Source organism: Lentzea sp. (assembly GCF_036380075.1).
Classification (GTDB): domain Bacteria; phylum Actinomycetota; class Actinomycetes; order Mycobacteriales; family Pseudonocardiaceae; genus Lentzea.
This window is the reverse complement of the sequence record NZ_DASVFL010000174.1, coordinates 1-23,771: the sequence shown is the minus strand read 5'-3', so window position 1 is coordinate 23,771 and position 23,771 is coordinate 1. Positions and strand designations below refer to the sequence as shown.

Genomic DNA, 23,771 nt, shown 5'->3' with positions numbered 1-23,771 from the left:
GGCCATCCTCGACGAGTTCGCCGAGAACGAGGACCTGCCGAACACGACGAACCCGGACGACTGGGCGCGCATCTCGGGCAAGAAGGGCGAGCGGATCGTCTACATCCGCACGCTCGTCACCGGGAAGAACCAGGACACCGGCCGCGCGATCGACACGGCCACGAACACCGGCACCTACCTGTAGGACCGCTTCGAACGCCAACCGCCCCGGCCTTGTTCGGCCGGGGCGGTTCCGCGTTTCCGCCCGGCTACCGGTTCGGCACCCTGCGGATGGTCAGGCGAGCGTCGTGGAGGTGGGGGTCATCGACAGCGGGCTCGTCCTCTGCACCGTCGAAGGGTCGGGGACACAGCCTCTCGACCTCCAAGACCGGTCCGGGTGGCCGGTACGACGCGAATGGCCACCTCCTGCGCGACGCCGTGATCTAGACCAGGCCCGACTCGTAGGCCGCGATCACCAGCTGCGCGCGGTCCCGTGCGTGCAGCTTCGCCAGCAGGTTCCCGATGTGCGTCTTCACCGTCCCCGGGCTGACGTGCAGCGCGGCCTGGATCTCCGCGTTGGACAGGCCGCGCGCGACCAGCAGCAGCACCTCGCGTTCCCGCTCCGTCAGCCGCTCCAGCCCCGACACGGCGGGAGAACCGGGCCGCCGGACGAACTCCCCGATCAGCCGGCGTGTCACCGACGGCGACAGCAGCGCCTCGCCGGACGCCACCACCCGGATCGCCGCCAGCAGCTCGGCCGGGGGCGTGTCCTTCAGCAGGAAACCCGAGGCGCCGGCCCGCAGCGCGCCGAACACGTACTCGTCGAGGTCGAACGTCGTCAGCACCAGCACGCGCGGCCCGTCCAGCAGCCGCGTGGCCTCGATGCCGTCCATCTCCGGCATGCGGATGTCCATCAGCACCACGTCGGGCTCCAGGACCGATGCCCGCGCCACGGCCTCGGCGCCCGTCGCGGCCTCCCCGACGACGTGCAGGTCCGGTTCGTTGTCGACGAGCAGGCGGAAGCTGGCGCGCAGCAACGCCTGGTCGTCGGCGATCAGCACGGTCGTCATCGGTGCGGCAGCTCCGCCTCGACGCGGAAACCGCCGCCGGTGCCCGGTCCGGCGCCGAACGTGCCGCCGTACACCGCCACCCGTTCCCGCATGCCCACCAACCCGTGTCCCACGCCGAGCTCCTGCACACCGGGACCGTCGTCGGACACCTCGACCCGCACCGACGACGGCGTCACGTCCACCAGCACCGTGCACGACGCGGGTGCCGCGTGCTTCACGACGTTCGTCAGCGCCTCCTGCACGATCCGGTACACCGACAGGCCGATGCCCTCCGGCACGGGGGAGTCGCCCCGCACGTCCAACGACACGCGCACGCCCGCCAGTGACGCGCGGTCGGCCAGGTCCGCCAGTCCGTCCAGGCCGGGTGACGGCGCGAGGTCGGCGTCCGAGCGCAGCACGCCCAGCAGGCCGCGCATCTCCGTCAGCGCCGCCCTGCTGGTCTCGGAGATGACGGTCAGCGCCTCGTAGGCGTGCTCCGGTGAGCGCACGTGTGCGGCGTTGGCCGCCTGCACCGCGATCAGGGACAGGTTGTGCGCCACCACGTCGTGCAGCTCGCGGGCGATGCGCAGGCGTTCGCCGGCCAGCGCCTGCTCCGCCCGCTGGGTCATCTCGCGGTCCAGGAACGACCGCCGCAGCCGAGTCGTGTAGCCGATGGCCCACACGGCGCTGAGAGCGGCGATGGCGACCACGATGTTCTCCGGTTCCGCGCCGGTGATCGCGGAGATCACGACCACGGCGGCCACGAGACCGGTGAGCGACCACCTGCGCGGGCGGTCGACGGCCACCGTGTACAGCGCGAAGCACACCGCTCCCATCGGCGCGCCCAGGGCTTGCAGCGGCAGCACCCGGCCCACCACGACCGCCGCCGTCGCGAGCGTCGTGACCCCGAGCGCGGGCACCGGCCAGATCCGGCGGACTGCCACGGGCAGTGCGACCAGCAGGGCGCCGGGGACGACGAGCCACCAGGACTTCTCCTGGTGCTCCACCATCGCGTAGCCCACGAGCACGCCGATCACCACCGCGGCGGCCGCGTCGACCAGGTAGAGATGCAGTCGTGTGATCACGGTCCGACCGTAACGACCGCACGGGCCGGACGCCTCGGACCACGGTCCGATTCCCGGGATCGGAGCAGGGGCCGATCCGCTCGGAGGCGCGAAGGCCGAGGCTTCGTCGCATGATCGAGGTGCGGAACCTGACCAAGGAGTACGGCGGCACGACCGCCGTCGACGACCTGTCGTTCACCGTCCACCCCGGACTCGTGACGGGCTTCCTCGGCCCGAACGGCGCCGGCAAGTCCACGACGATGCGCATGGTCCTCGGCCTGGACCGGCCCACCGGCGGCGAGGCGCTGGTGGACGGCCGTCGCTACCGGGAGCTGGAGCACCCGCTGCGGCACGTCGGCGCGCTGCTCGACCCGTCCGCCGTCCACCACGGCCGCAAGGCGCTCGACCACCTGCTCTGGATCGCCGCGAGCAACGGGATCGCCGGGAAGAGGGCCGTCGAGCTGGTCGAGCAGGTGGGGCTGGGAGGCGTGCGGCACAAGCGGATCCGGGCGCTGTCGCTCGGCATGAGGCAACGGCTCGGCGTCGCCGCGGCGTTGCTGGGCGACCCGCGGGTGCTGATGTTCGACGAGCCCGTCAACGGCCTCGACCCCGAGGGCGTGCGCTGGATCCGGGACCTCATGCGGGGCCTCGCGAACGAGGGCCGCACGGTCTTCGTCTCCAGCCACCTGATGAGCGAGATGGCGCTGACCGCCGACCACGTCGTGATCGTCGCGAGAGGACAGCTCGTCAAGGAGACGTCCATCAAGTCGTTGACGGAGAAGGGTTCCCTGGAGGACGCGTACCTGGAGCTCACCTCGGGGAGGGGACTGTGACGAACGCGCTCACCGCCGAGTGGGTCAAGCTCCGGACCGTCCGGGCGCCCTACGGCATCCTGCTGGCCATCGGCCTGGTTCTCGTGTTCGGCGCGGCGATCTCGTTCCTGATGGTGCAGGACTACGACACCACCCCGGCCGCGGAACGGGCGGGGTTCGCCTCCGCCGACTCCAGCGTGGTGGTCACGCCGGTCGTGCAGTTCCTCGTCGCCGCTCTCGGCGCGCTGGTGGCCACGTCCGACCCGAGGCTCACCGCGCTGACGGCCGTGCCGGACCGCACGCGCCTGCTGCTGGCCAAGACCGTGCTCGTCGCCGTCGCGTCGGTGGTGCTGGGAGCCGCCGCTCTGGCGTTCAGCACGGGGTCGAGCCTGCTGATCGCGGGGGACAGGCCGCCGCCGATCACGCCGGGGGAGAGCCTGGGCGACGTGCTGCCGTACGCGAGCGCCGCCGTGCTGTCGATCCTGGTGACGGGACTGGCCGGGCTTGGCCTCGGGCTCGCGGTGCGGTCGACGGCCGTGACGGTCGTGGTCGTGGGCGTGCTGCTGTGGGGGATCCCGGCCGTCACGCCGATGCTGCCGGAGCCGTGGAACGTCGACGCCTCGTCCGTGATGGTGCCCTACCTGGTGTGGGAGGTGGCCGGGATCGTCGACGACCCGCCTCTCAGCCCCGTGGCCGCCGTCGCCTGCCTGCTGCTGTACGCACTTGTGACCCTCGGTGCCGGGACGGTGACTCTGCTGCGACAGGACGCTTGACGCGGTCGGAAGTCCGCTTTATGGTCATCCATACCTTTAATACGTAAGGAAACTTACCTATCTAATCCGCCGCCGACAGTCCGAGAGGAGATGCTGAATGGCTTGGCAGAGGTCCGTGGTGGCGCTCGCCGCGGCAGTCGTGCTTCCGTTGACCGGTGTGATGGCGGGCAGTTCCGTCGCCGCGGCACCCGCGGGGGACGTCTCCGCCGCCGCGCTGCCGCCGGGGTCGCCCGCGGCGGTGAACGGCCTGCTCAGGGTGTGCGGTGTGAAGCTGTGCAACCAGAACGGCAAGCAGGTCCAGCTGCGCGGCATGAGCACGCACGGCATCCAGTGGTACTCCCAGTGCGTCAAGACCGCGTCGCTCGACGCGCTCGCGAACGACTGGAAGGCCGACATCCTCCGCATCTCGATGTACGTCCAGGAGGGCGGCTACGAGTCGAACCCCCGGAAGTTCACCGACCTGGTGCACGGCTACATCGAGGAGGCGACCAAGCGCGGCCTGTACGCGCTGGTCGACTGGCACCAGCTCTCGCCGGGCGACCCGAACCACAACACCGAGCGCGCCAAGACGTTCTTCAAGGAGATCGCCCAGCGCCACAAGGACAAGACGAACATCATCTACGACATCGCGAACGAGCCGAACGGCGTCACGTGGTCGCGGGTGAAGTCCTACGCGGAGGCCGTCATCCCGACGATCCGCGCGGAGGACCCGGACAGCCTCGTGCTCGTGGGCACGCACGGCTGGTCGACGTTCGGCCTGTCCGACGGGCGTGACGTCAACGAGGTCGGCCGCAACAAGGTCAACGCCTCGAACCTGATGTACACGTTCCACTTCTACGCGAAGGACCACCGCGACTCGTACCTGAACGCGTTGCGCACGGTCTCGAGCCAGGTGCCGGTCTTCGTCACCGAGTTCGGGTCGCAGGAGGCCTCCGGTGACGGTCCGAACGACTTCACCATGGCGAACAAGTTCATCGCGTTCATGAAGGAGGCCAAGATCTCCTGGACGAACTGGAACTTCTCCGACGACCACCGCACGGGCGCCGTGTTCACCAGCGGCACGTGCTCCGGCAGCAGCTTCGCCGGGGAGGGCCGGCTCAAGGAAGCCGGCAAGTGGGTGCGCAACCACATCCGCACGGCCGACGACTTCTGATCGTCGCGGTGTGACCGACCCGCACGGGTCACGTGAACGGCGGTCCTGGGGGGCCGCCGTTTACCGTGTCCGTCATGGCACAACTCGCACTCGGACTGGCGTCGCTCGGTCGTCCCGCCTACATCAACCTCGGCCGTGAGGACGCGTTGCCGCGTGTGCGCGACGTCGACTCGATGCGCGCGCAGTGCCACCTCGTCCTCGACACCGCCTACGAGCTCGGCATCCGCTGGGTCGACGCGGCCCGCTCGTACGGGCTGTCCGAGGACTTCCTGTCCTCCTGGCTGCCGGGGCACGACGACGTGACGGTGTCCAGCAAGTGGGGCTACGCCTACACCGCGGACTGGCGGCCCGACGCCGAGGTGCACGAGGTCAAGGAGCACTCGCTGGCCCGGTTCACCCGGCAGTGGCGGGAGACCGGCGAGCTGCTGCCGCGCGTCGACCTCTACCAGGTGCACTCGCTGACGGTCGACAGCCCGCTGTTCGAGGACGCGGAACTGCGCGACGCGATGGTCGCGACCGGTGTCCCGCTGGGCTTCTCGACGTCCGGGCCGAGGCAGGCCGACGCGATCCGCAAGGCGCTCGACCTCGGCGTCTTCCAGTCGGTCCAGTCCACCTGGAACCTGCTGGAGACCTCGGCCGGCGACGCGCTGCAGGAGGCCCACGACGCCGGGCTGCGGGTGATCGTCAAGGAGGGCGTGGCCAACGGACGGCTCGTCGTGCAGCCCCCGCACGCGGTCGCGGCACAGGCGGAAGCGCTCGGGGTCGGTCCGGACGCGGTGGCGCTGGCGGCGATCGCGCGGCAGCCGTGGGCGGACGTCGTGCTGTCCGGCGCGGCGAGCCCGGAGCAGCTGAGGTCCAATGTGGACGCGTTGCGGATCGACGTCGACCTGCCGGACCTCAGCGAGCCCGCCGAGCACTACTGGAAATACCGCGCGGGCCTGAGCTGGAACTAGTTATGGTCACGGCGTGAGCGACGCGCCGATGCAGGCTTTCGAACCCCCGTACTACGCCGCTGTCTTCACCACGGTGCGGACCGAGGAGCAGAGCGGCTACCGCGAGACCAACGCGCGCATGGAGGAGCTCGTGCGGGACATCCCCGGCTACCTCGGGATGGACCACGCGCAGACCCCCGGCGGCCTCGGCATCACCGTCGGGTACTTCCGCGACGCCGAGGCGTTGCGGCAGTGGCGGTCCAACGCCGAACACCGTGCGGCACAACAGCGTGGGCGCGACGCGTGGTACGAGAGCTACACCCTGCACATCGCGAAGGTGGAGCGCAGCCACGGGTTCACGCGAACCGGCTGAGCCACTCCCGGCCGATCACGCGGCCGTCCGGGACGAGCGGCCAGCCGGGGTCCTCGATCCGGCCGCGCAGCTCGTCCAGCCGCATCCACCCGCCCCAGGCGACCTCCTCGGGCTGGTGGGTGAACGGGCCGTCGGAGCGCGTCCGGTAGATCCACGCGTGGTAGCGGGTGTGCTCGTCGACGTAGGTGGTCCGGAAGAGGAACTCCAGGGGCGCCTCGACGCCGAGCTCCTCGCGCAGCTCTCGGACCGCGGCCACGTCCGGGGTCTCGCCCGCGTCGACCACGCCGCCCGCCGCGAAGTCGTAGAGGCCGGGGAAGATGTCCTTGGTGTCCGTGCGGCGGTGGACGTACACCCGTTCGCCGTCGACCGAGTGCACGACGGTGAGAACGCAGCCGTGCCACAGGTTCTCCGCGCGCATCCGTTCGCGCGTGACCTCCCCGATCACGTTCGCGTCCCCGTCGTAGAGGTTGATCATCCCCGCGTCCTCCTGTGGTCGTACGTCAGCCTGCTACCGGAGTCCGACGCCCGCTGATCGCCCTCCTTCCTACCTTCGTGACCGTCAGACGTCACCGAGGAGGATTCGTGTCCACTTCCCTGCGGCTCGGCGTCGCCGAGTTCCGCGCCCGGCCGGGCCGCGCGCTGCTGCCCGGGGTCGCGCTCGTCGTCGGCGTGGCCTGCCTGCTGGCCGCGCTGGTGCTGAGCGACGCGCTCAGCAGGTCGATCGACGAGGGCACGCCCCTCACACCGCCGTCCGTGGGGCACGTCGTCGAGGTCAAGCCGCAGCCGTTCGACAGCGACGTCCCGGAAGCCGCCCGCCCGAAGCTCGACGACGCGCTGCTGGGCACGCTCTCCGCGGTCGGCAGGGCGGTGCCGGTGCAGGTGGCGCGGGCGGACCTGCTCGACGCGAACGGCCGCGCGGGGCAGGAGCGGGCCGAGGTGAACGTCCAGCAGCCGGACCTCGTGCGCTGGCCGCTGGAGGAGGGCAGGCAGCCCGCCGCCGACGGCGAGGTCGCCGTCGACAAGATCACCGCGTTCGAACGCGGGCTCGAACCGGGGGACGAGGTCTCGCTCGCCGCTGCTGACGGCAAGCCGGTCACCGTCACCGTCAGCGGCGTGCTGAAGAAGGGCGGCGTGGACTCGCGGCCGATCCTCGTGGCCGGTCCCGGACTCGCGACCAAGCTCGACCCGCAGCCGCTCACCAAGCAGATCTGGGTCATCGGGGGTGCCCGTGACGCCGTGAAGGCCGCCGCGGGCGCGTCCTACGCCGTGTGGGACCCGGACCCCGACGCCGACAAGGTGGGCGACGACCTGACGTTCGTCCTGCTGCCGTTCAGCATCCTCGCGCTGGCGACCGCGGTGTTCGTCGCCGCCGCCACGTTCCGCGCGGTCTACGCGCAACGACAGCGGCAGACGGCGTTGCTGCGGTGCATCGGCGCCCAGCGCGGGCCGTTGGTGCGCAGGAGCCTGTTCGAGGCGCTGCTGACGGGTGTGGCGGCGGGCATCGGCGGTGCGCTGCTCGGCGGGCCGATGGCGTGGGTGCTGGCCAGGACGTTCGACGTCACCGGCATCTCGGTGCTGTTCGGCGCCGTGGAGCTCAGCCCCCGGCTGCTGCCGTCGCTCGGGTACGTGATCCTCGGAGTCGTCGTCGCCGCCATCCTGTCGGTCGTGGCCGCCGTCCGTCCCGCGGTCAACGCCGCGCGCGTGTCGCCCCTCGCCGCGTTGCGCGACGCCGACAACGAGGTGCCGAAGCGGTCCGTGCGTCGCCTTCGGCTCGTGTTCGGTCTCTTGTTCACCGGTGTCGCCGCCGTCCTCGCACTGGCCGCCATCGCCGCCAAGGGCACGTCCGGGGCGCCGCTCGCCGTCACGTTCTCCGCGATCGCCGCGGTGACGGGCGTGTTCTGGATCCTCGGCCCGGTCACCGTGCCGTTCCTCGCGCGCCTGTTCGGCAGGATCGGCGGCACGCACTGGAAGCTCGCCGGCGCCGAGGTGCGCAGGATGCCGCAGCGGTCGGCGTCGGTCGCGTTGCCGCTGCTGCTGGCCAGCTCGATGGTGACGTTCTTCCTGGTCCTGCTGGGCACCGCGCAGGAGCTGACGTACTCGTTCGCCAACGAGGAACGGCCGGACGCCACCGTCGTCGACGCGGGGGAGAGGGCGTTGCCGCCGATCCCCGCGCAGGACGGCGTGGCCGCGAGCGTCGTGCTGCACAAGGCCGAGAACGGCTCCGGCGCCGACCCGGAGGAGTTCCGGACGTGGCTCAAGGCGCAGAACGTGGCCGGGGCCGAGCAGCTCGCCGCCGGGACCGCGGTGGTGCCGTCGGAGTGGGACGACAAGCCCTTCATCGAGAGCGACGGCAAGCAGTACAAGGTGGTCGGGACCGTGCCCGGCACGCTCACCGGCTACACGCCGATCCTCGGCGGCCAGACGTCGGGGCCGGCGGAGAAGGTGCTCGTCGCGCTGAAGGACGGCACGGATCCCGCCCGGTTCCGGGCGGGTCTGCAGGCCGCGCTGCCGAACAACCCGACCGTGATCGTGAGGACCGACGCCGACGAACGCGCCGAGGCCGAGCGGTACATGCACCTCGGCACCGTGCTGATGATGGTGCTGCTCGGGCTGTCCGTGGCGGTCGCCGTGACCGGCATCGGCACGGCGCTGACGATCTCCGTCCAGGAGCGCCGCAAGGAGCTCGCGCTGCGGCGCGCCTTGGGCGTCACTCGAGGCGGGCTGCAGGGCGGGGTCATCGCGGAGGCGGTCATGCTGGCGCTCGTCGGGGTCCTCGGCGGCGGCGCGCTCGGGTTCGGGTACGCGGTGGTCGCGATCCTGTCCATCGGGATCCCACTGGTGCTGCCCGCCGTATCGGTGGTGTTCCCGCTGGTCATCGGTGCGGTGGCGGTCGTGGCGCTCGCCGTGGTCGCCGCTTTCGGGCCCTCGCGCGGCGCCTCGCGGATCCGTCCTGCCGCCGGACTGGCATCCGGGTGAATAGGGTGGGGGGAGCTTCACCGTGAAGCTCCCCTCACGCTGATGTCGGGTTCAGGTCATAAGGTGTTGCGCATGCGGCGGATCATGGGAACCGAGGTCGAGTACGGCATCTCAGTGCCGGGCGACGCGACCGCGAACCCGGTGCTCACTTCGACACAGGTGGTGCTCGCGTACGCGGCGGCGGCGGACATACCGCGCTCCCGGCGCGCCCGGTGGGACTACGAGGTGGAGTCACCGCTGCGCGACGCGCGCGGGTTCGACCTGGGCAGCCCCGGCGGACACCCCGCCGACTCCGACGTCGAGGACCTCGGCGCGGCCAACGTCATCCTCACCAACGGCGCGCGGCTCTACGTCGACCACGCGCACCCCGAGTACTCGGCACCCGAGGTCACCAACGCGCGCGACGCGGTGATCTGGGACAAGGCGGGGGAGCGGATCATGGAGGAGGCCGCGCTCAAGGCCGCCACCGTGCCCGGCCAGCCGCGCCTGCAGCTGTACAAGAACAACGTCGACGGCAAGGGCGCGTCGTACGGCACCCACGAGAACTACCTGATGCAGCGGTCGACGCCGTTCACCGCCGTCATCGCGGGCCTCACGCCGTTCTTCGTGTCGCGCCAGGTCATCACCGGTTCCGGCCGCGTGGGCATCGGGCCCTCCGGCGAGGAGGCCGGCTTCCAGCTCTCGCAGCGCGCCGACTACATCGAGGTCGAGGTCGGCCTCGAGACGACGCTCAAGCGCGGCATCATCAACACCCGCGACGAGCCGCACGCGGACGCGGACAAGTACCGCCGCCTGCACGTCATCATCGGCGACGCCAACCTCGCCGAGTACTCCACGTACCTCAAGGTCGGCACGGCCTCGCTGGTGCTGGACATGATCGAGGCCGGGCAGCGGTTCGACGACCTGCGCCTGGTCGACCCGGTGCGCGCGGTGCACCACATCAGCCACGACCCGACGCTCAAGACCAAGGTCGAGCTGACCGGCGGCCGCAAGTTCACCGGCCTCGACCTGCAGTTCGCCTACCACGAGCGCGCCCTGGCGTTCGTCGAGAAGGAGGGCGTCGGCGACCGCGACGTCCTGCGCGTGTGGGGCGAGGTGCTCACCGACCTGGCGAAGGACCCGGCGCTGTGCGCCGACCGGCTCGACTGGGTCGCGAAGCTGCGGCTGCTCGAGGGCTACCGGCAGCGCGACGGCCTCGCGTGGGGCTCGGCGCGGCTCAACCTGGTCGACCTGCAGTACTCCGACGTCCGCCTGGACAAGGGCCTCTACAACCGCCTGGTCGCGCGCGGCTCGATGAAGCGCCTGGTCAGCGAGGAGGAGGTCCGCGCGGCCATCACCACGCCGCCCGAGGACACGCGTGCGTACTTCCGCGGCCGGTGCCTGGAGCGCTACCCGAGCGCCGTCGCGGCCGCCTCGTGGGACTCGGTGATCTTCGACCTCGGTCGAGAATCGCTCGTGCGGATTCCGACGCTCGAACCCCTCCGGGGAACGAAAGCGCACGTCGGAGCGCTGCTGGAGGCATCGGACACCGCCGAGCAGCTGGTGGACGCACTCACCCGCGGGTGATCGTCTACCCGAGTGGCTCAGGGATTTTGTCGGTGCCGCTGGGTAGTGTTCTTGTCAGGCGAGTCAGTGGGAGGCCGAGATGTCCCAGGAACAGAAGCAGCGCCAGGGCGGTGGCGACGGCGACGACGGTGCGGACGACGCCGCCGGAGCAGGTCAGGAACGCCGCGAGAAGCTCGGTGAGGACGTGGACGCGATCCTCGACGAGATCGACGACGTGCTCGAGGAGAACGCGGAGGACTTCGTCCGCGCATACGTGCAGAAGGGTGGTCAGTAGGCCCTCGGGGGCCTGTTGACCACCTCGGGGACGGGAGAACAACCAACACATGGACAACAGCTCGACCGGGCGTTACCCGGCCGCGGCGCTGCCGGCGGCGTACCTCACTCCGGGCTCGTCGTCGTTCACGGACTTCCTGCGGGCGCAGGCACCCGAGATGCTGCCCAGCGGCCGGAAGCTCCCCGAGGGGACCGTCCAGGCCCCGCACGGGACGACGATCGTGGCCGCCACGTACAAGGGCGGCGTCGTGATCGCCGGTGACCGGCGCGCGACCATGGGCAACGTCATCGCCCAGCGCGACATGAAGAAGGTCTTCGTGACCGACGACCACTCGGCCGTCGGCATCGCGGGAACCGCGGGCATCGCGATCGAGATCGTGCGCCTGTACACGGTCGAGCTGCGGCACTACGAGAAGATCGAGGGCGTGCCGCTGTCGCTCGACGGCAAGGCGAACCGCCTCTCGGCCATGATCAGGGGCAACCTCGACGCGGCCATGGCCGGCCTCGCCGTGGTGCCCCTGTTCGCCGGGTACGACACGACCGCGGCCGACCCGGACCGGGCGGGCCGCATCGTGTCCTACGACGTCACCGGTGGCCGTTACGAGGAGTCGCAGGGCTACCAGGCCGTCGGCTCGGGCTCGCTCTTCGCGAAGTCGGCGCTCAAGAAGCTCTACGACCCGGACGCGGACGTCGAGACCGCCATCCGCGCGGTCGTCGAGGCGCTGTACGACGCGGCGGACGACGACTCGGCGACCGGTGGCCCGGACCCCGTCCGCCGCCTGTACCCGGTCGTGGTCACGATCAACGGGATCGACGGCGCCGTCGAGGTGCCGAAGTCCCAGGTCCAGACGATCGCCGACGCGGTCGTCGACGGCCGCAGGTCCCGCCCCGCCGGCTGAGTCCCCCCACACGTTCGACGTCAGGAGCACCACCCATGACGATGCCGCTGTACGCATCGGCTGAGCAGGTGATGCGCGACCGCTCCGAGTACGCCCGCAAGGGCATCGCCAGGGGTCGCAGCGTCATCGTGCTGAAGTACGCGGACGGCATTCTGTTCGTCGCGGAGAACCCCTCGAGCACGCTGCACAAGGTCTCGGAGATCTACGACCGCATCGGCTTCGCGGCCGTCGGGCGGTACAGCGAGTTCGAGAACCTGCGGCAGGCCGGGATCCGGTTCGCCGACGTCCGCGGGTACCAGAACGACCCGCGCGACGTCACCTCCCGGTCGCTGGCCAACGTCTACGCGACCACTCTCGGCACCTACTTCACCGAGCAGATCAAGCCCTTCGAGGTCGAGATCTGCGTGGCCGAGGTCGGCGACACCGCCGCCGCCGACACGCTGTACCGGCTCACCTACGACGGGTCCATCGTGGACGAGCCGCAGTACATCGTGATGGGTGGCACCGTGGACGCCGCCAACACGGCTTTGAAGGAGGCCTTTGCCGACTCTCTTTCGTTGGCTGAGGCTTTTTCCATCGCTGTGAAGGCGTTGTCGGCTGGGTCGCCTTCCACTTCGGCCGGGTCTTCCGAGTTGTTGCCCGCGGCCAAGTTGGAGGTCGCGGTGTTGGAGAGGGCTCGGCCTCGGCGGGCTTTTCGGCGGATTGCCGGGGCGGCTTTGGACGCTCTGGTTCCTGCTCCTGTGAAGGACGGGAAGCCTGTGGAGGATGTTGAGCTGCCTGGGGCTGAGGACGACGCCTGAGGTTGGGTTGGCTGGGCCCCCGGGTTTTGTGCCTGGGGGCCTTTTGCTTTGTGTTCCCCTGTTGCGGGCGGCCTGTTTCTGTTGCGTGCTTCCCCCTGGGGGCGCTGCCCTCAGACCCCCGGCAATCTGATCGGGGGCTCCGCGCCGCTGGCGGGTTGATGGCACGCCTGTTGCTTTGGGCGGCTTGCTGTTGCGTTGGTGGTTGCGTTGCGGTGGGTGCCCCGTCACAAGTCGCACCAGGAGCGGGCCACGCCTGAGGGGGTATGTCAAACGGCCGAAAAGCGTGGCCGTTTGACATACCCCCTCAGGCGCAGCAAGTGCTGTGGCGCGACTCGTGACGGGGCACCCACCGCGAGAGCTTGCGCTCAAAAGCCAAGAGCAAAAGCCAGACCAAGGGCTGCTCGCCTTCGGCTTCGTTGGGGTGGCCCCTTGGCTGTCTAACCGTTAGCGTTGCTAACCATGAACATCGCGATCACCGGTGGCTATGTCGTGCCCGTCGACGGTTCGCCTGTTGAGGGCGGGACCGTCCTCATCCAGGACGGCAAGATCGTTGCTGTGGGGGCTGACGTCTCTGTCCCTGACGGGGTTGAGGTCGTCGACGCGGGTGGGGCCTGGGTCTTGCCCGGCTTCGTCGAGGCTCATGGGCACATCGGTGTCCACGAGGAGGCTGAGGGGTGGGCCGGGCAGGACACCAACGAGATGACTGACCCCGTGGGGGCTCGGATGCGGGCGTTGGACGCCATCAACCCCGCTGACCTCGGGTTTGGTGATGCGCTCAGTGGCGGGGTCACCACCGCTGTGATCAAGCCCGGGTCCGGCAACCCCATCGGTGGGCAGACGGTTGCGATCAAGTGCTGGGGTCGGACCGTTGACGAGATGCTCGTCAAGGAGCCGGTCAGCGTCAAGAGTGCGCTTGGTGAGAACCCGAAGCGGGTCTACGGCGACAAGGGGAAGTTGCCGTCGACTCGGCAAGGGGTGGCTGCGGTCATCCGGGACGAGTTGACCAAGGCGCAGGACTACCTGGCTCGGAAGGCCGAGGCCGAGAAGGACGGGAAGGCCTTCGACCGCAACGGGACGTTGGAGATCCTGGGGAAGGTGTTGTCCGGGGAGTTGGCCTGGTGTCAGCACGCTCACCGGGCCGATGACATCGCCACGGCCATCCGGTTGTCCGAGGAGTTCGGGTACCGGTTGATCCTCAACCACGGGACCGAGGGGCACCTGATCGCCGATGTCATCGCGGACAAGCAGATTCCGGTGATCATCGGGCCGTTGTTCACTTCTAGGTCCAAAGTGGAGCTGCGGAACCGAGGGCTGCGGAACCCCGGGATCCTGGCTCGGGCCGGGGTGGAGTTGGCGATCACGACCGACCATCCCGTTGTGCCCATTCACTTCCTGGTGCACCAGGCCACTCTGGCGGTGAAGGAAGGGCTGGATCGTGAGGTGGCGTTGAAGTCCATCACGACCAACCCCGCTCGGATCATGGGGCTGGACGACCGGGTCGGCGCGCTCAAGCCGGGGCTTGATGGTGATGTTGTTATCTGGTCCGGGGATCCGTTGGACGTGATGAGCCGGGCGTTGCGGGTGTTCGTCGAGGGGCGTGAGGTTTACGCGTTCGACGAAGGGCTCGGGGAAGGGGTCGTGGCCGACCCCTTCTACCGGGAGGTCTAGCGGAGGCCCCTGCCGATCACGAGGCGCTGGATCTGGTTGGTGCCCTCGAAGATCTGCAGGACCTTCGCCTCGCGCATGTAGCGCTCCACCGGGAAGTCGCGGGTGTAGCCGGCGCCGCCGAGTACCTGGACGGCGTCGGTGGTCACCTTCATGGCCGCGTCGGTGGCGATGAGCTTGGCGATCGAGGCCTGCTGGCGGAAGGGGAGGCCCTTGTCGCGGCGGCGGGCCGCTGAGATGTAGGTGGCCCTGGCCGACTCGACTGCCGCCGCCATGTCGGCCAGGAGGAACTCCAGGCCCTGGAACTCGATGATCGGGCGGCCGAACTGGGTCCTGGTCTTGGCGTAGGTGACCGCCTCGTCCAGGGCCGCCTGGGCCAGGCCCACGGCGCAGGCCGCGATGCCGAGGCGGCCGGAGTCCAAAGCGGACAGTGCGATCTTGAGGCCGTCGCCCTCCTTGCCGATCAGGCGGTCGGTGCCGAAGGTGACGTCGTCGAAGTGGAGCTGCGCGGTGATGGAGCCGGTCAGGCCCATCTTGCGTTCCGGGGTCAGCGCGGTGAGGCCCCTGGTCTCGCCCGGTGCCAGGAAGCAGGAGATGCCGCGGCCCGCGTCCGGGCTCGTGCGGGCCATCAGGGTGTAGAAGTCGGCGGCGCCGGCGTGCGTGATCCACGCCTTGGTGCCGTTCACGACGTAGTCGCCGCCCTTGCGGACCGCCCTGGTCGACATGGCGGCCGGGTCGGACCCCGCCTGGACCTCGGAGAGGGCGTAGCCGCCCAGCAGCTCGCCCTCGAGCATCTCGGGGAGCCAGCGGTCCTGCTGCTCGCGGGTGCCGAAGGTGGCCAGGCCGTAGCAGGACATCACGTGGACGGAGAGGCCCACGGCGACCGTCATCCACGCCGAGGCGACCTCTTCGAGGGCCTGCAGGTACACCTCGTAGGGCTGCTCGCCGCCGCCGAACTCCTCCGGGTACGGCAGGCCCAGCAGACCCGACCTGCCCAGCAGGCGGAACGCGTCGCGGGGGAACTTCTCGTTCTCCTCCGCGTCCGCGGCGTGGGGCTTCAGCTCGTCCCGCGCGATCTCCCTGACCAGCGCGATCAGGTCTTCTGCCTCTGGGGTGGGGAGCAGCCTCTCGGCGGGCATCGTCGACCTCCGGTGTGTACTGGTAGCTGTACTCTAGTGCGTTGTGCAGTACAGCAGCCAGCGAATGTGGCAGGGTCGTCACCTATGACGCGGGCTCTCACGCAGCGGCAGGCCGAGCTGCTCACCCGGTTGGAGGCGTTGTTCCTCACCGAGGGCTTCGGGCATCTCACGCTGGACGACATCGCGGGCAGGCTGCACTGCTCGAAGTCCACGCTGTACGCGCTCGCCGGCAGCAAGGAGCAGCTGGCCGTGCGGGTGGTCGGGCGGTACTTCAAGGGTGCGGCCGAGCGGATCGAGAAGCGCGTCGCGGGCCTCAACGACGTGCGCAAACGCATCGGCAGCTACCTCGCGGGAGCCGCTGAGGAGCTGTCGAAGGCGTCGGCGGCGTTCATCGCCGACGTGTCCGACTTCCCGCCCACGCGCGCCACGTACGAGCGCAACGCGCGTGCCGCCGCCGAGCGCATCAAGGCGTTCATCCAGGACGGGGTCGAGCTGCACGTGTTCCGCGAGGTGCACGCGACGCTGTTCGCCGAGATGGCCGGGTTGCTCATCGAGGGCATCCAGACGGGTGTCCTCACGAAACGGGCAGGCGTTTCGGACGCCGAGGCGTTCACCGCCCTGGGGGAACTGTTGTTGGATGGGCTCCAGAGGACGGGCGCTTCGCAGAAGGAGTAGAACGCGGTGATCGTGGTTGCTGGTGAGGCGCTGGTCGACATGGTGCCGGTGGGGGACGACGAGCTCACGCCGCTCGCGCCGAAACTCGGTGGCGGGCCGTACAACGTGGCGGTCGCGCTCGGGCGGCTGGACGTGCCGACGGGGTTCCTGTCGCGGGTGTCGACCGACCACTTCGGCGAGCAGCTGGTGAAGCGGCTGCACGCCTCGGGCGTGAGCACGGATCTGGTCCAACGTGGACCGGAGAACACCACGCTCGCCGTCGTCGGGCTCGCCGAGGACGGGTCCGCGCGCTACGCGTTCTACGTCGAGGGCACGGCCGACCGGCTCGTCGAGGACCCCGGGCCGTTGGCCGAGGGAGTGCAGGCCGTCTCGTTCGGCACGCTGTCGCTGGTGCTCGAACCCGGCGCCTCGGTGTACGAGAAGGTGCTGCGGCGCGAGGGCAAGCGGTTGCTGACCGCGCTCGACCCCAACATCCGGGCAGGGCTCATCGCCGATCCGGGCGCCTACCGCGAACGCTTCGCGTCGTGGCTGCCGGACGTCGGGCTGCTGAAGGTGTCCGTCGAGGACGCGCGGTGGCTCGCGGACGCCGAGAACGCCACCGACGCCGACGTGATCGAGATCGCAAGGACGTGGATTTCACAGGGACCGGCCGCCGTCGTGCTGACGAAGGGCGGCGACGGCCTCTCCGTGATCACCGCCACGGACCAGGTCGACGTGCCACCCGTGACGGTGGACGTGGTCGACACGATCGGGGCGGGCGACACCGTGCAAGGTGCCCTGCTCGCGTGGCTGCACGACCACGACGCGCTCGACACCGGCAAGGTGCGCGCGCTCTCACGCGACGAGTGGACCGAGGCTCTGACGTACGCCGGCGCGGCCGCCGCGATCACATGTTCCCGTGCGGGTGCCGAACCGCCCTTTGCGAGCGAACTCACCGCCGCGTTGGCTGGCTAAAGCGGCGGATCGGACTACCGTGGGGTAGCCGCGCTGGAAACTGGCATTCCGGATGTGATGCCGGTCCCATCTCACAGAATCGGTTCACACCGCTGCTGCGAGCCGGGCCTTCCGCCGACTAGCGTGGATGAACTTGAAGACTCAGATCCCAACGGGGTGGTCCGAGACGTCGGCAGGCCGTGCGACCTGCCGCCACCCCGTCCGAGCGTTGAGAGGGACTTGAATGCCCGACGCGACGACTGCGCCGACCGACCCACAGACCGTCGCGCTGCGCCACGGGGGCGGAGAGCTCGAGATGAAGGTGGTGCGGGCGTCCGAAGGCGCGTCCGGCATCGAACTCGGCAAGCTGCTGTCGACCACCGGTCTGGTAACCCTGGACTCCGGTTTCGTCAACACGGCCTCCTGCTCCTCCGAGATCACCTACATCGACGGTGACGCTGGAATTCTGCGTTATCGCGGGTACCCGATCGAGCAGTTGGCCGCGCGCTCGAACTTCGCGGAGGTCTCCTACCTCCTGATCTACGGCGAGCTCCCGACCGCCGCGCAGCTCGAGGACTTCAACAAGAAGATCAGCAGGCACACCCTGCTGCACGAGGACCTCAAGCGCTTCTTCGACGGCTTCCCCCGCGACGCGCACCCGATGCCGGTGCTGTCGTCCGCGGTGTCCGCCCTGTCGACCTTCTACCAGGACTCGCTGTCGCCGTTCGACGCGAACCAGGTGGAGATCTCGACGATCCGCCTCCTCGCCAAGCTGCCGACCATCGCGGCCTACGCGTACAAGAAGTCGGTCGGCCAGCCGTTCCTCTACCCGGACAACTCGCTGGGCCTGGTGGAGAACTTCCTGCGCATGACCTTCGGCTTCCCGGCCGAGGCCTACGACCTCGACCCGGACCTGGTCCGCGCTCTCGACCTGCTGTTCATCCTGCACGCCGACCACGAGCAGAACTGCTCCACGTCGACCGTGCGCCTGGTCGGCTCGTCGGAGGCGAACCTCTTCGCGTCCATCTCCGCCGGCATCAACGCCCTGTTCGGCCCGCTGCACGGCGGCGCGAACAGCGCGGTGCTGGAGATGCTCGAGAAGATCAAGAACGACGGCGGCGACGTGAAGTCGTTCGTCAACAAGGTCAAGAACAAGGAGGACGGCGTCCGCCTGATGGGCTTCGGCCACCGGGTCTACAAGAACTACGACCCGCGCGCCGCGATCATCAAGAAGACCGCCGACGAGATCCTCGGCAAGCTCGGCGCCGACGACCAGCTGCTCGACATCGCGAAGCAGCTGGAAGAGGCCGCGCTGAGCGACGAGTACTTCATCTCCCGCAAGCTCTACCCGAACGTGGACTTCTACACGGGTCTGATCTACCGGGCGATGGGCTTCCCGACGAAGTTCTTCACCGTGCTGTTCGCGCTCGGCCGGCTCCCCGGCTGGATCGCGCACTGGCGCGAGATGATCAACGACCCGGCCACCAAGATCGGCCGCCCGCGGCAGATCTACACCGGTCCGGTCGAGCGCGACTTCATCGCGATGGAGAACCGCTGACCGTCAGCTTCACCCGAGCGGGGCACGCCTGTCATGCAGGCGTGCCCCGCTCGTCTTAGCTTCGACCGGTGAGTTCCGAACCCTCGCTCATCTGGTTCCGCCGCGACCTGCGGACCTCCGACCACCCGGCCGTTCTCGCCGCCGCGGAGAGGTCTCCCCGCGCGCTCGGGTTGTTCGTCCTCGACGACCGCCTGCTCAAACCGTCGGGGCAGCCGCGGATCGACTTCCTGCACCGGTGCCTGCACGCGCTGAACGACCAGCTCGGCGGCCGGCTGATGGTCGTGCACGGCGACCCGGTGAAGACCGTTCCGCGCGTCGCGAAGCAGATCGGCGCCGGGAGCGTGCACATCTCCGCGGACTACGCGCCGTACGGCCGCCGCAGGGACGAGGCCGTCGAGGAAGCGTTGGGGGACATCGAACTCGTCCGCTCCGGCTCGCCCTACGCCGTCGCGCCGGGACGCGTGCGCAAGGGCGACGGCACGCCGTTCAAGGTCTTCACGCCGTTCCGCAACGCCTGGCTGGAGCACGGCTGGCGCAAGCCCGCCGACACCGACGCCTCCACTGTGGACTGGATGGAGCCCACCAACAAGACCAAGATCCCGAAGGCGGCGGAGAAGCTGCCGGACGCGCTGGAGCTGTGGGAGAAGTTCCGCGACGAACGCCTCCACGACTACGACAACACCCGCGACCGGCCCGACCTCGACGCCACCAGCCGGATGTCGGCGTTCCTGCGGTGGGGCGTCCTGCACCCCCGCACGCTCCTGCAGGACTGCGACGGCACGTACCGCAGCGAGCTCGCCTGGCGCGAGTTCTACGCCGACGTGTTGTGGCACAAGCCGGAGACCGCGCGGGAGAACCTCGACCGCAAGTTCGACCGGATGGTGCACGACGACGACCTGGAACTGTTCGAGGCCTGGAAACAGGGCCGCACCGGGTTCCCGATCGTCGACGCCGGCATGCGGCAGCTCCTCCAGGAGGGCTTCATGCACAATCGGGTGCGCATGATCGTGGCGAGCTTCCTCGTCAAGGACCTGCACCTGCCGTGGTGGTGGGGCGCGCGGCACTTCATGGAGCACCTGGTCGACGGCGACCTCGCGTCGAACCAGCACAACTGGCAGTGGGTCGCGGGCTGCGGCACGGACGCGGCGCCGTTCTTCCGGATCTTCAACCCGACCACGCAGCAGAAGAAGTTCGACCCGGACGGCGCGTACGTCCGCCGGTACGCGCCGGACTCGCCGGACCTCACGCCGATCGTCGACCACGCGGTCGAACGCCAGGTCGCGCTCGACCGCTACCAGGCCATCAGGTCCTGAGGGCCTCGCGGAGCTTGACGCGGGCGCCGGTCCTGAGCACGGCGTTCGCGTAGACCTTGCCGCCCAGCCACGTGATCGCCGCGATGGCCACCAGCGCGAGCGCCACGGCCAGCAGCACCTGCCACGCCGGTGCGACGCCGAGCGCCATCCGGCCCGGCATCAGGATCGGGGCGAACGGCGGCAGCAGCGACAGCACCGTCACGGTGGAGCCGGACGGGCTGCCGATCATCAGGTTGATGCCGGCCACGAACGCCACGATGATCGTCATGCTGATGGGCGTCAGCACCGACTGGAGCTCCTCCTGCCGCGACACGAGCGACGCCGCGGCCGCGAACACCGTGGCGTACAGGAAGAAGCCGAGCAGGTACCAGAGCACGCCCGTCAGCAGCGCGGCTCCACCGAGCGCGCCGACGTCGACCACGTCGAACGCCGACGAGAGCACGAGCCCCATTGACGAGATCACCAGCAGCTGGAGCAGGCCGACCGCGCCGAGGCCGATCACCTTGCCCAGCAACAACTGCCACGGGCGGACGGTCGCGAGCAGGATCTCCACGACCCGGCTGGACTTCTCCTCGACGACGCCCTGGGCGACCATCGTGCCGTAGACCAGCAGCGAGTAGTACAGCAGCGCGGCCACGATCAACCCGATCGCGAGGCGCTGACCCCGTTGCGGGTCAACGGGTTCGAGCGCGGTCACGGCCACCCTGGCGTTCGCCTGGCTCTCCGCCACCTCCTGCGGGGTGATGCCGGCCTCGGCGAGCTGCGCGGTCAGCACCTGCTGGCGCAGCACGTCGTTCAGCGCCGTCGTCAGCACCTCGTCGCCGGAGCCCTTGACGATCATCTTCAGCTGGGGCGGCGCACCGGTCACCAGCGCGTCCAGCTTGCCGTCGCGGACCTCCTGCTCGGCGTCGCCCGCGGTCGTGACGTCGCGCGTCTCGACCTCGATGCCGAACGCCTTGGCCTTCTCCTTCAACGGGTCCGCGAGCTGCGTCGCCTGGCCGGAGAGGCCGACGACGCTGTGCTGCTGGTCGTCGAACAGGACCGACTGGAGCACCACGTACCCGGCGAGCACGGCGATGATCACCGCGGTGCCGATGAGGAACGACCTGGTGCGCACCTTCGTGACGAACTCGCGCTTCGCCACCAGCCCGACTGCTCGGGACGACCTCATGCGCTCCTGCTCTCGGTGGTGACGACGTTGCGGAAGAGCTCGGTGAGCGAGGGGCGTTGGCGGGAGAACTCGTGCACGGGACCCGCGGCGAGCGCGGCGTGCAGGACCGTCTGGTCGTCGGTGCCGTCGGCGAGCTCGAGGACGCAGCGCGTCCCGTTCCTCTCGACCACCCGCACACCGTCCAGCGTCGCAGCCCAGTCGGTCGTCGGCGACTCCACGACCAGGCGCGAGGTCCCGCCGGCCCGGAGTTCATCCACTGTTCCGCTCGCGACCATCGAACCGGCGCTCACGATGCCGACGCGGTCGCACAGGCGTTCCACCAGGTCGAGCTGGTGGCTGGAGAACACCACCGGCACCCCCGACGACGCCTTCTCGCGCAGGACCTGGCTCATCACGTCCACCGCGACCGGGTCGAGGCCGGAGAACGGCTCGTCGAGCACCAGCACGTCCGGCTCGTGCACCAGCGCGGCGGCCAGCTGGACGCGCTGCTGGTTGCCGAGGCTCAGCCGCTGCACCTCGTCCGCCCGGCGGTCGCGCAGCCCTAGGCGGGCGATCCAGCTCTCCGCGCTCGTGTGGGCCTCGTTGGTGCTCATGCCGTGCAGTTCGGCCAGGTAGACGAGCTGGTCGAGCACCTTCATCCGCGGGTAGAGCCCGCGCTCCTCCGGCATGTAGCCGATCCGGCGGCGGGTGTCGAGGTCGACGGTTCTCCCGTTCCACCGCACCTCGCCGGAGTCGGCCGCGAGCACGCCCAGCGCGATGCGCATGGTCGTGGTCTTCCCGGCGCCGTTGCTGCCGACGAACCCGAAGAGCTCGCCCGCGCGCACGTCGAAGGACATGTCCCGCAGGGCGACGACCTCCCCGTAGCGCTTGGAGATCCCGTCGATCTCCAGCACTCCCTCAGGCACGGTGAACCCCTTCGTTAGCCCGGATGGCGGTAATCGGACTGAAAGTATCGGTGAGCAGGGAACGGGTGAAACGATACGGGCGTCTAGAGCGAATCGAACGAACGACCAATTCACTCAACGGGGGTGACCATGCAGCCCATTGACCCGGACCAGTGGCTCGCGCAGTACGGGGCCAAGATCGAGCAGGCGAAGCAGAACGCTGAGCAGGCTCGCGACCAGCTCGGTGGTGTGGGTGGCAGCGCCAGCTCGCCCGACGGCTTCATCACGGTGACGGTCAACGCCACGGGCGTGCTGACCGATCTCCAGATCAAGCCGGAGGCCCGCGGCATGGACCCCGGTGAGATCGCCTCCGCAGTGCTCGCTGCCTCGGCCAAGGCCCAGCGGGACGCCTCCGGGCGCGTCGTCCAGATCATGACGGACTTCGTCGGCGACAGCCCCGCGCTCGAGTTCGTGAAGGCGCAGATGCCGAACGGATACGCGGGAGACGGAACCGACGAGGAAGAACCGAAGTCGGAGTTGGAGCGCAAGGACACGCGGCCCGACGACGAGTACTTCACCAACCCGCCCGACGTCATGGCCTGAGTGCAGGAGGGGGTAGGCGATGCAGTCATCACACTTCAACATCGACCTCGATGAGCTGAGAAACCACGCGGCGAGCGTGGACAAGCTCATGGAGCGGATGCGCAAGGCCACGGAGACGTGCGACCCGGGCGCTCTGACGACCGAGGCCTTCGGCGTCTTCCTCGGGTTCCTGGCCCAGAAGGTGCTCCAGGAGGCCGGTCTGTCGCAGGACGGGCTCGGCAAGGCCGCCAACTCGCTCATGGACATGGGCCACGGGCTCAAGCAGACCATCGAGCAGTACGAGCAGGTCGACCTCGACACCATGTTCGGCTTCAAGGGAGGCCGGGGATGAACGCCCCCGCGACGCAGTCCAGCGGCCAGGACACGCAGCAGCTGATCAGCAACATCTCGAACACCTACTCCGCCATCGAGCGGGGCGACTGGGTCAACGCGGGCCTCGGCATCGCGAACTCGGCCATGGGCATCGTCGGCATGGCCGCGAACCCGCTGAGCGGCTTCCTGTCCGCCGGGTTCAGCTGGGCCATCCAGCACGTCGACTTCCTGCGCGAGCCGTTCGACGTCCTGCTCGGCAGCCCCGAGTCGATCGCCAAGATGGCGCAGTCGTTCCAGAACGCCGGCAAGCAGGTCCACGGCATCGCCGCCGAGTACCAGAAGATCTGCGTCTCGCAGACCCGCGAGTGGCAGGGCAGGGCGGCCGACGGCTACCGCGCCGCCGCGCAGAGGCACGCGGGTGGCCTCGAGACGCTCGCGAAGTCCGTCGAGGGCATCGCGGGAGCGGTCAAGGGCGCCGGTGAGCTGGTCGGCACCGTCCGCAAGATGATCATGGACCTGATCAGCCAGGCCGTGTCCGACATGGTCATGAAGATCATCGAGTGGCTGGCGGCGTCGTTCCTGACGTTCGGCGCGGCCATCGCGGGCGCGATCGCGGACATCGTCACCACCGCGGTCAACTACGCGAAGAAGCTGGCCGACTTCCTGCAGAAGCTCGTCGGCTCCGTGCAGAAGCTGATGAACCTCATCAAGCAGGTCACCAACATCGCGAAGATCGCCGAGCAGGTCATCGACGCGATCTCCTCGATGGCCAACAAGGGCGCCGGCGGCGCGGGCGGCGGCATCAGCCGGCCGACCTCCGGCGGCTTCGACGGCCTCGGCAGCTCCGACCAGGAACGGGCCCACGGCGG

General features: G+C 69.5%; 23 protein-coding genes and 2 pseudogenes. 19 read left to right on the top strand and 6 right to left on the bottom strand.

Annotated elements, in window-relative coordinates:
- Positions 1–184, top strand: a pseudogene (locus tag VF330_RS19870) (proteasome ATPase); the annotation flags it as partial.
- A 238-nt stretch (positions 185–422) separates the two neighbouring features.
- Here the strand turns inward: VF330_RS19870 and VF330_RS19865 are convergent.
- Positions 423–1,049: a response regulator transcription factor gene (locus tag VF330_RS19865; RefSeq protein ID WP_330853129.1), complete on the bottom strand. Its 627-nt coding sequence runs from the start codon at positions 1,047–1,049 to the stop codon at positions 423–425.
- Entirely contained in the window at positions 1,046–2,113 is a 1,068-nt protein-coding gene (locus VF330_RS19860; RefSeq protein WP_330853128.1) for a sensor histidine kinase, read from the bottom strand. Before VF330_RS19860 ends, VF330_RS19865 begins: the two co-directional genes overlap by 4 nt.
- 110 nt (positions 2,114–2,223) lie before the next feature.
- Here VF330_RS19860 and VF330_RS19855 point away from each other — a divergent pair.
- From VF330_RS19855 to VF330_RS19835, 5 genes and pseudogenes are all read left to right on the top strand, one after another.
- Positions 2,224–2,874, top strand: a pseudogene (locus VF330_RS19855) (ABC transporter ATP-binding protein); the annotation flags it as partial.
- Between the two features lie 47 nt (positions 2,875–2,921).
- Positions 2,922–3,677, top strand: coding sequence for an ABC transporter permease (locus VF330_RS19850; RefSeq protein WP_330853127.1), 756 nt, complete (start codon positions 2,922–2,924; stop codon positions 3,675–3,677).
- Positions 3,678–3,774: 97 nt separating this feature from the next.
- Positions 3,775–4,830 (top strand): glycoside hydrolase family 5 protein, encoded by a 1,056-nt coding sequence (locus VF330_RS19845; RefSeq protein WP_330853126.1) that lies wholly within the window; start codon positions 3,775–3,777, stop codon positions 4,828–4,830.
- Between the two features lie 74 nt (positions 4,831–4,904).
- Positions 4,905–5,783: an aldo/keto reductase gene (locus VF330_RS19840; RefSeq protein ID WP_330853125.1), complete on the top strand. Its 879-nt coding sequence runs from the start codon at positions 4,905–4,907 to the stop codon at positions 5,781–5,783.
- 13 nt (positions 5,784–5,796) lie between these two features.
- The gene (locus VF330_RS19835) at positions 5,797–6,135 is read left to right on the top strand and encodes an antibiotic biosynthesis monooxygenase (RefSeq protein ID WP_330853124.1); all 339 of its coding nucleotides are present in this window, start codon (positions 5,797–5,799) and stop codon (positions 6,133–6,135) included.
- Here the strand turns inward: VF330_RS19835 and VF330_RS19830 are convergent.
- Complete coding sequence (locus tag VF330_RS19830) at positions 6,119–6,610, bottom strand: NUDIX domain-containing protein (protein WP_330853123.1); 492 nt, start codon at positions 6,608–6,610, stop codon at positions 6,119–6,121. The genes VF330_RS19835 and VF330_RS19830 overlap by 17 nt on opposite strands.
- Positions 6,611–6,717: 107 nt before the next feature.
- Here VF330_RS19830 and VF330_RS19825 point away from each other — a divergent pair, with 107 nt between their 5' ends.
- The 6 genes from VF330_RS19825 (at position 6,718) to VF330_RS19800 (ending at position 14,317) form a co-directional block, all read left to right on the top strand.
- Positions 6,718–9,111: an ABC transporter permease gene (locus VF330_RS19825; RefSeq protein ID WP_330853122.1), complete on the top strand. Its 2,394-nt coding sequence runs from the start codon at positions 6,718–6,720 to the stop codon at positions 9,109–9,111.
- 72 nt (positions 9,112–9,183) lie between these two features.
- Positions 9,184–10,677, top strand: coding sequence for a depupylase/deamidase Dop (dop, locus tag VF330_RS19820; RefSeq protein ID WP_330853121.1), 1,494 nt, complete (start codon positions 9,184–9,186; stop codon positions 10,675–10,677).
- A gap of 79 nt (positions 10,678–10,756) precedes the next feature.
- Complete coding sequence (locus VF330_RS19815) at positions 10,757–10,951, top strand: ubiquitin-like protein Pup (RefSeq protein WP_030471529.1); 195 nt, start codon at positions 10,757–10,759, stop codon at positions 10,949–10,951.
- Between the two features lie 49 nt (positions 10,952–11,000).
- On the top strand, positions 11,001–11,849 hold the full coding sequence (gene prcB, locus VF330_RS19810; RefSeq protein WP_330853120.1) for a proteasome subunit beta: 849 nt from the start codon (positions 11,001–11,003) through the stop codon (positions 11,847–11,849).
- Positions 11,850–11,884: 35 nt separating this feature from the next.
- The gene (gene prcA / locus VF330_RS19805) at positions 11,885–12,649 is read left to right on the top strand and encodes a proteasome subunit alpha (protein ID WP_330853119.1); all 765 of its coding nucleotides are present in this window, start codon (positions 11,885–11,887) and stop codon (positions 12,647–12,649) included.
- Between the two features lie 459 nt (positions 12,650–13,108).
- Positions 13,109–14,317: an amidohydrolase gene (locus VF330_RS19800; RefSeq protein WP_330853118.1), complete on the top strand. Its 1,209-nt coding sequence runs from the start codon at positions 13,109–13,111 to the stop codon at positions 14,315–14,317.
- Here the strand turns inward: VF330_RS19800 and VF330_RS19795 are convergent.
- Entirely contained in the window at positions 14,314–15,453 is a 1,140-nt protein-coding gene (locus VF330_RS19795; RefSeq protein WP_330853117.1) for an acyl-CoA dehydrogenase family protein, read from the bottom strand. The two genes, VF330_RS19800 and VF330_RS19795, sit on opposite strands and share 4 nt — an antisense overlap.
- Before the next feature lie 84 nt (positions 15,454–15,537).
- On the opposite strand from VF330_RS19795, the gene VF330_RS19790 reads away from it, so the two are divergent.
- The 4 genes from VF330_RS19790 (at position 15,538) to VF330_RS19775 (ending at position 19,932) form a co-directional block, all read left to right on the top strand.
- Positions 15,538–16,128 (top strand): TetR/AcrR family transcriptional regulator, encoded by a 591-nt coding sequence (locus tag VF330_RS19790; protein ID WP_330853116.1) that lies wholly within the window; start codon positions 15,538–15,540, stop codon positions 16,126–16,128.
- A gap of 6 nt (positions 16,129–16,134) precedes the next feature.
- Positions 16,135–17,082, top strand: a complete 948-nt coding sequence (locus VF330_RS19785; RefSeq protein ID WP_330853115.1) for a carbohydrate kinase — start codon at positions 16,135–16,137, stop codon at positions 17,080–17,082.
- 223 nt (positions 17,083–17,305) lie between these two features.
- Positions 17,306–18,619, top strand: coding sequence for a citrate synthase (locus VF330_RS19780; protein ID WP_330853114.1), 1,314 nt, complete (start codon positions 17,306–17,308; stop codon positions 18,617–18,619).
- A gap of 68 nt (positions 18,620–18,687) precedes the next feature.
- Positions 18,688–19,932 carry a deoxyribodipyrimidine photo-lyase gene (locus VF330_RS19775; protein ID WP_330853112.1) on the top strand — a complete coding sequence of 415 codons (1,245 nt, stop codon included), beginning with the start codon at positions 18,688–18,690 and terminating at the stop codon, positions 19,930–19,932.
- On the opposite strand, the gene VF330_RS19770 is transcribed toward VF330_RS19775, so the two are convergent.
- The gene (locus VF330_RS19770; RefSeq protein ID WP_330853111.1) at positions 19,922–21,103 is read right to left on the bottom strand and encodes an ABC transporter permease; all 1,182 of its coding nucleotides are present in this window, start codon (positions 21,101–21,103) and stop codon (positions 19,922–19,924) included. The two genes, VF330_RS19775 and VF330_RS19770, sit on opposite strands and share 11 nt — an antisense overlap.
- Positions 21,100–22,008, bottom strand: coding sequence for an ATP-binding cassette domain-containing protein (locus tag VF330_RS19765; protein ID WP_330853110.1), 909 nt, complete (start codon positions 22,006–22,008; stop codon positions 21,100–21,102). Before VF330_RS19765 ends, VF330_RS19770 begins: the two co-directional genes overlap by 4 nt.
- A 129-nt stretch (positions 22,009–22,137) precedes the next feature.
- On the opposite strand from VF330_RS19765, the gene VF330_RS19760 reads away from it, so the two are divergent.
- The 3 genes from VF330_RS19760 to VF330_RS19750 all read left to right on the top strand — a co-directional run.
- Positions 22,138–22,590, top strand: a complete 453-nt coding sequence (locus VF330_RS19760; protein WP_330853109.1) for a YbaB/EbfC family nucleoid-associated protein — start codon at positions 22,138–22,140, stop codon at positions 22,588–22,590.
- A 19-nt stretch (positions 22,591–22,609) separates the two neighbouring features.
- Positions 22,610–22,921, top strand: a complete 312-nt coding sequence (locus tag VF330_RS19755; protein ID WP_330853108.1) for a hypothetical protein — start codon at positions 22,610–22,612, stop codon at positions 22,919–22,921.
- Positions 22,918–23,771, top strand: an 854-nt coding sequence (locus tag VF330_RS19750) for a WXG100 family type VII secretion target (protein WP_414675407.1), incomplete at its 3' end; no start/stop codon positions are given. The genes VF330_RS19755 and VF330_RS19750, both read left to right, overlap by 4 nt.

Bases quoted from the DNA above. Each gene is read 5' to 3' on its own strand.
- VF330_RS19865 (WP_330853129.1), bottom strand. From the start codon at position 1,049: ATGACGACCGTGCTGATCGCCGACGACCAGGCGTTGCTGCGCGCCAGC.
- VF330_RS19845 (WP_330853126.1), top strand. From the start codon at position 3,775: ATGGCTTGGCAGAGGTCCGTGGTGGCGCTCGCCGCGGCAGTCGTGCTT.
- VF330_RS19840 (WP_330853125.1), top strand. From the start codon at position 4,905: ATGGCACAACTCGCACTCGGACTGGCGTCGCTCGGTCGTCCCGCCTAC.
- VF330_RS19830 (WP_330853123.1), bottom strand. From the start codon at position 6,610: ATGATCAACCTCTACGACGGGGACGCGAACGTGATCGGGGAGGTCACG.
- dop (WP_330853121.1), top strand. From the start codon at position 9,184: ATGCGGCGGATCATGGGAACCGAGGTCGAGTACGGCATCTCAGTGCCG.
- VF330_RS19815 (WP_030471529.1), top strand. From the start codon at position 10,757: ATGTCCCAGGAACAGAAGCAGCGCCAGGGCGGTGGCGACGGCGACGAC.
- prcB (WP_330853120.1), top strand. From the start codon at position 11,001: ATGGACAACAGCTCGACCGGGCGTTACCCGGCCGCGGCGCTGCCGGCG.
- prcA (WP_330853119.1), top strand. From the start codon at position 11,885: ATGACGATGCCGCTGTACGCATCGGCTGAGCAGGTGATGCGCGACCGC.
- VF330_RS19800 (WP_330853118.1), top strand. From the start codon at position 13,109: ATGAACATCGCGATCACCGGTGGCTATGTCGTGCCCGTCGACGGTTCG.
- VF330_RS19795 (WP_330853117.1), bottom strand. From the start codon at position 15,453: ATGCCCGCCGAGAGGCTGCTCCCCACCCCAGAGGCAGAAGACCTGATC.
- VF330_RS19790 (WP_330853116.1), top strand. From the start codon at position 15,538: ATGACGCGGGCTCTCACGCAGCGGCAGGCCGAGCTGCTCACCCGGTTG.
- VF330_RS19780 (WP_330853114.1), top strand. From the start codon at position 17,306: ATGCCCGACGCGACGACTGCGCCGACCGACCCACAGACCGTCGCGCTG.
- VF330_RS19770 (WP_330853111.1), bottom strand. From the start codon at position 21,103: ATGAGGTCGTCCCGAGCAGTCGGGCTGGTGGCGAAGCGCGAGTTCGTC.
- VF330_RS19760 (WP_330853109.1), top strand. From the start codon at position 22,138: ATGCAGCCCATTGACCCGGACCAGTGGCTCGCGCAGTACGGGGCCAAG.
- VF330_RS19755 (WP_330853108.1), top strand. From the start codon at position 22,610: ATGCAGTCATCACACTTCAACATCGACCTCGATGAGCTGAGAAACCAC.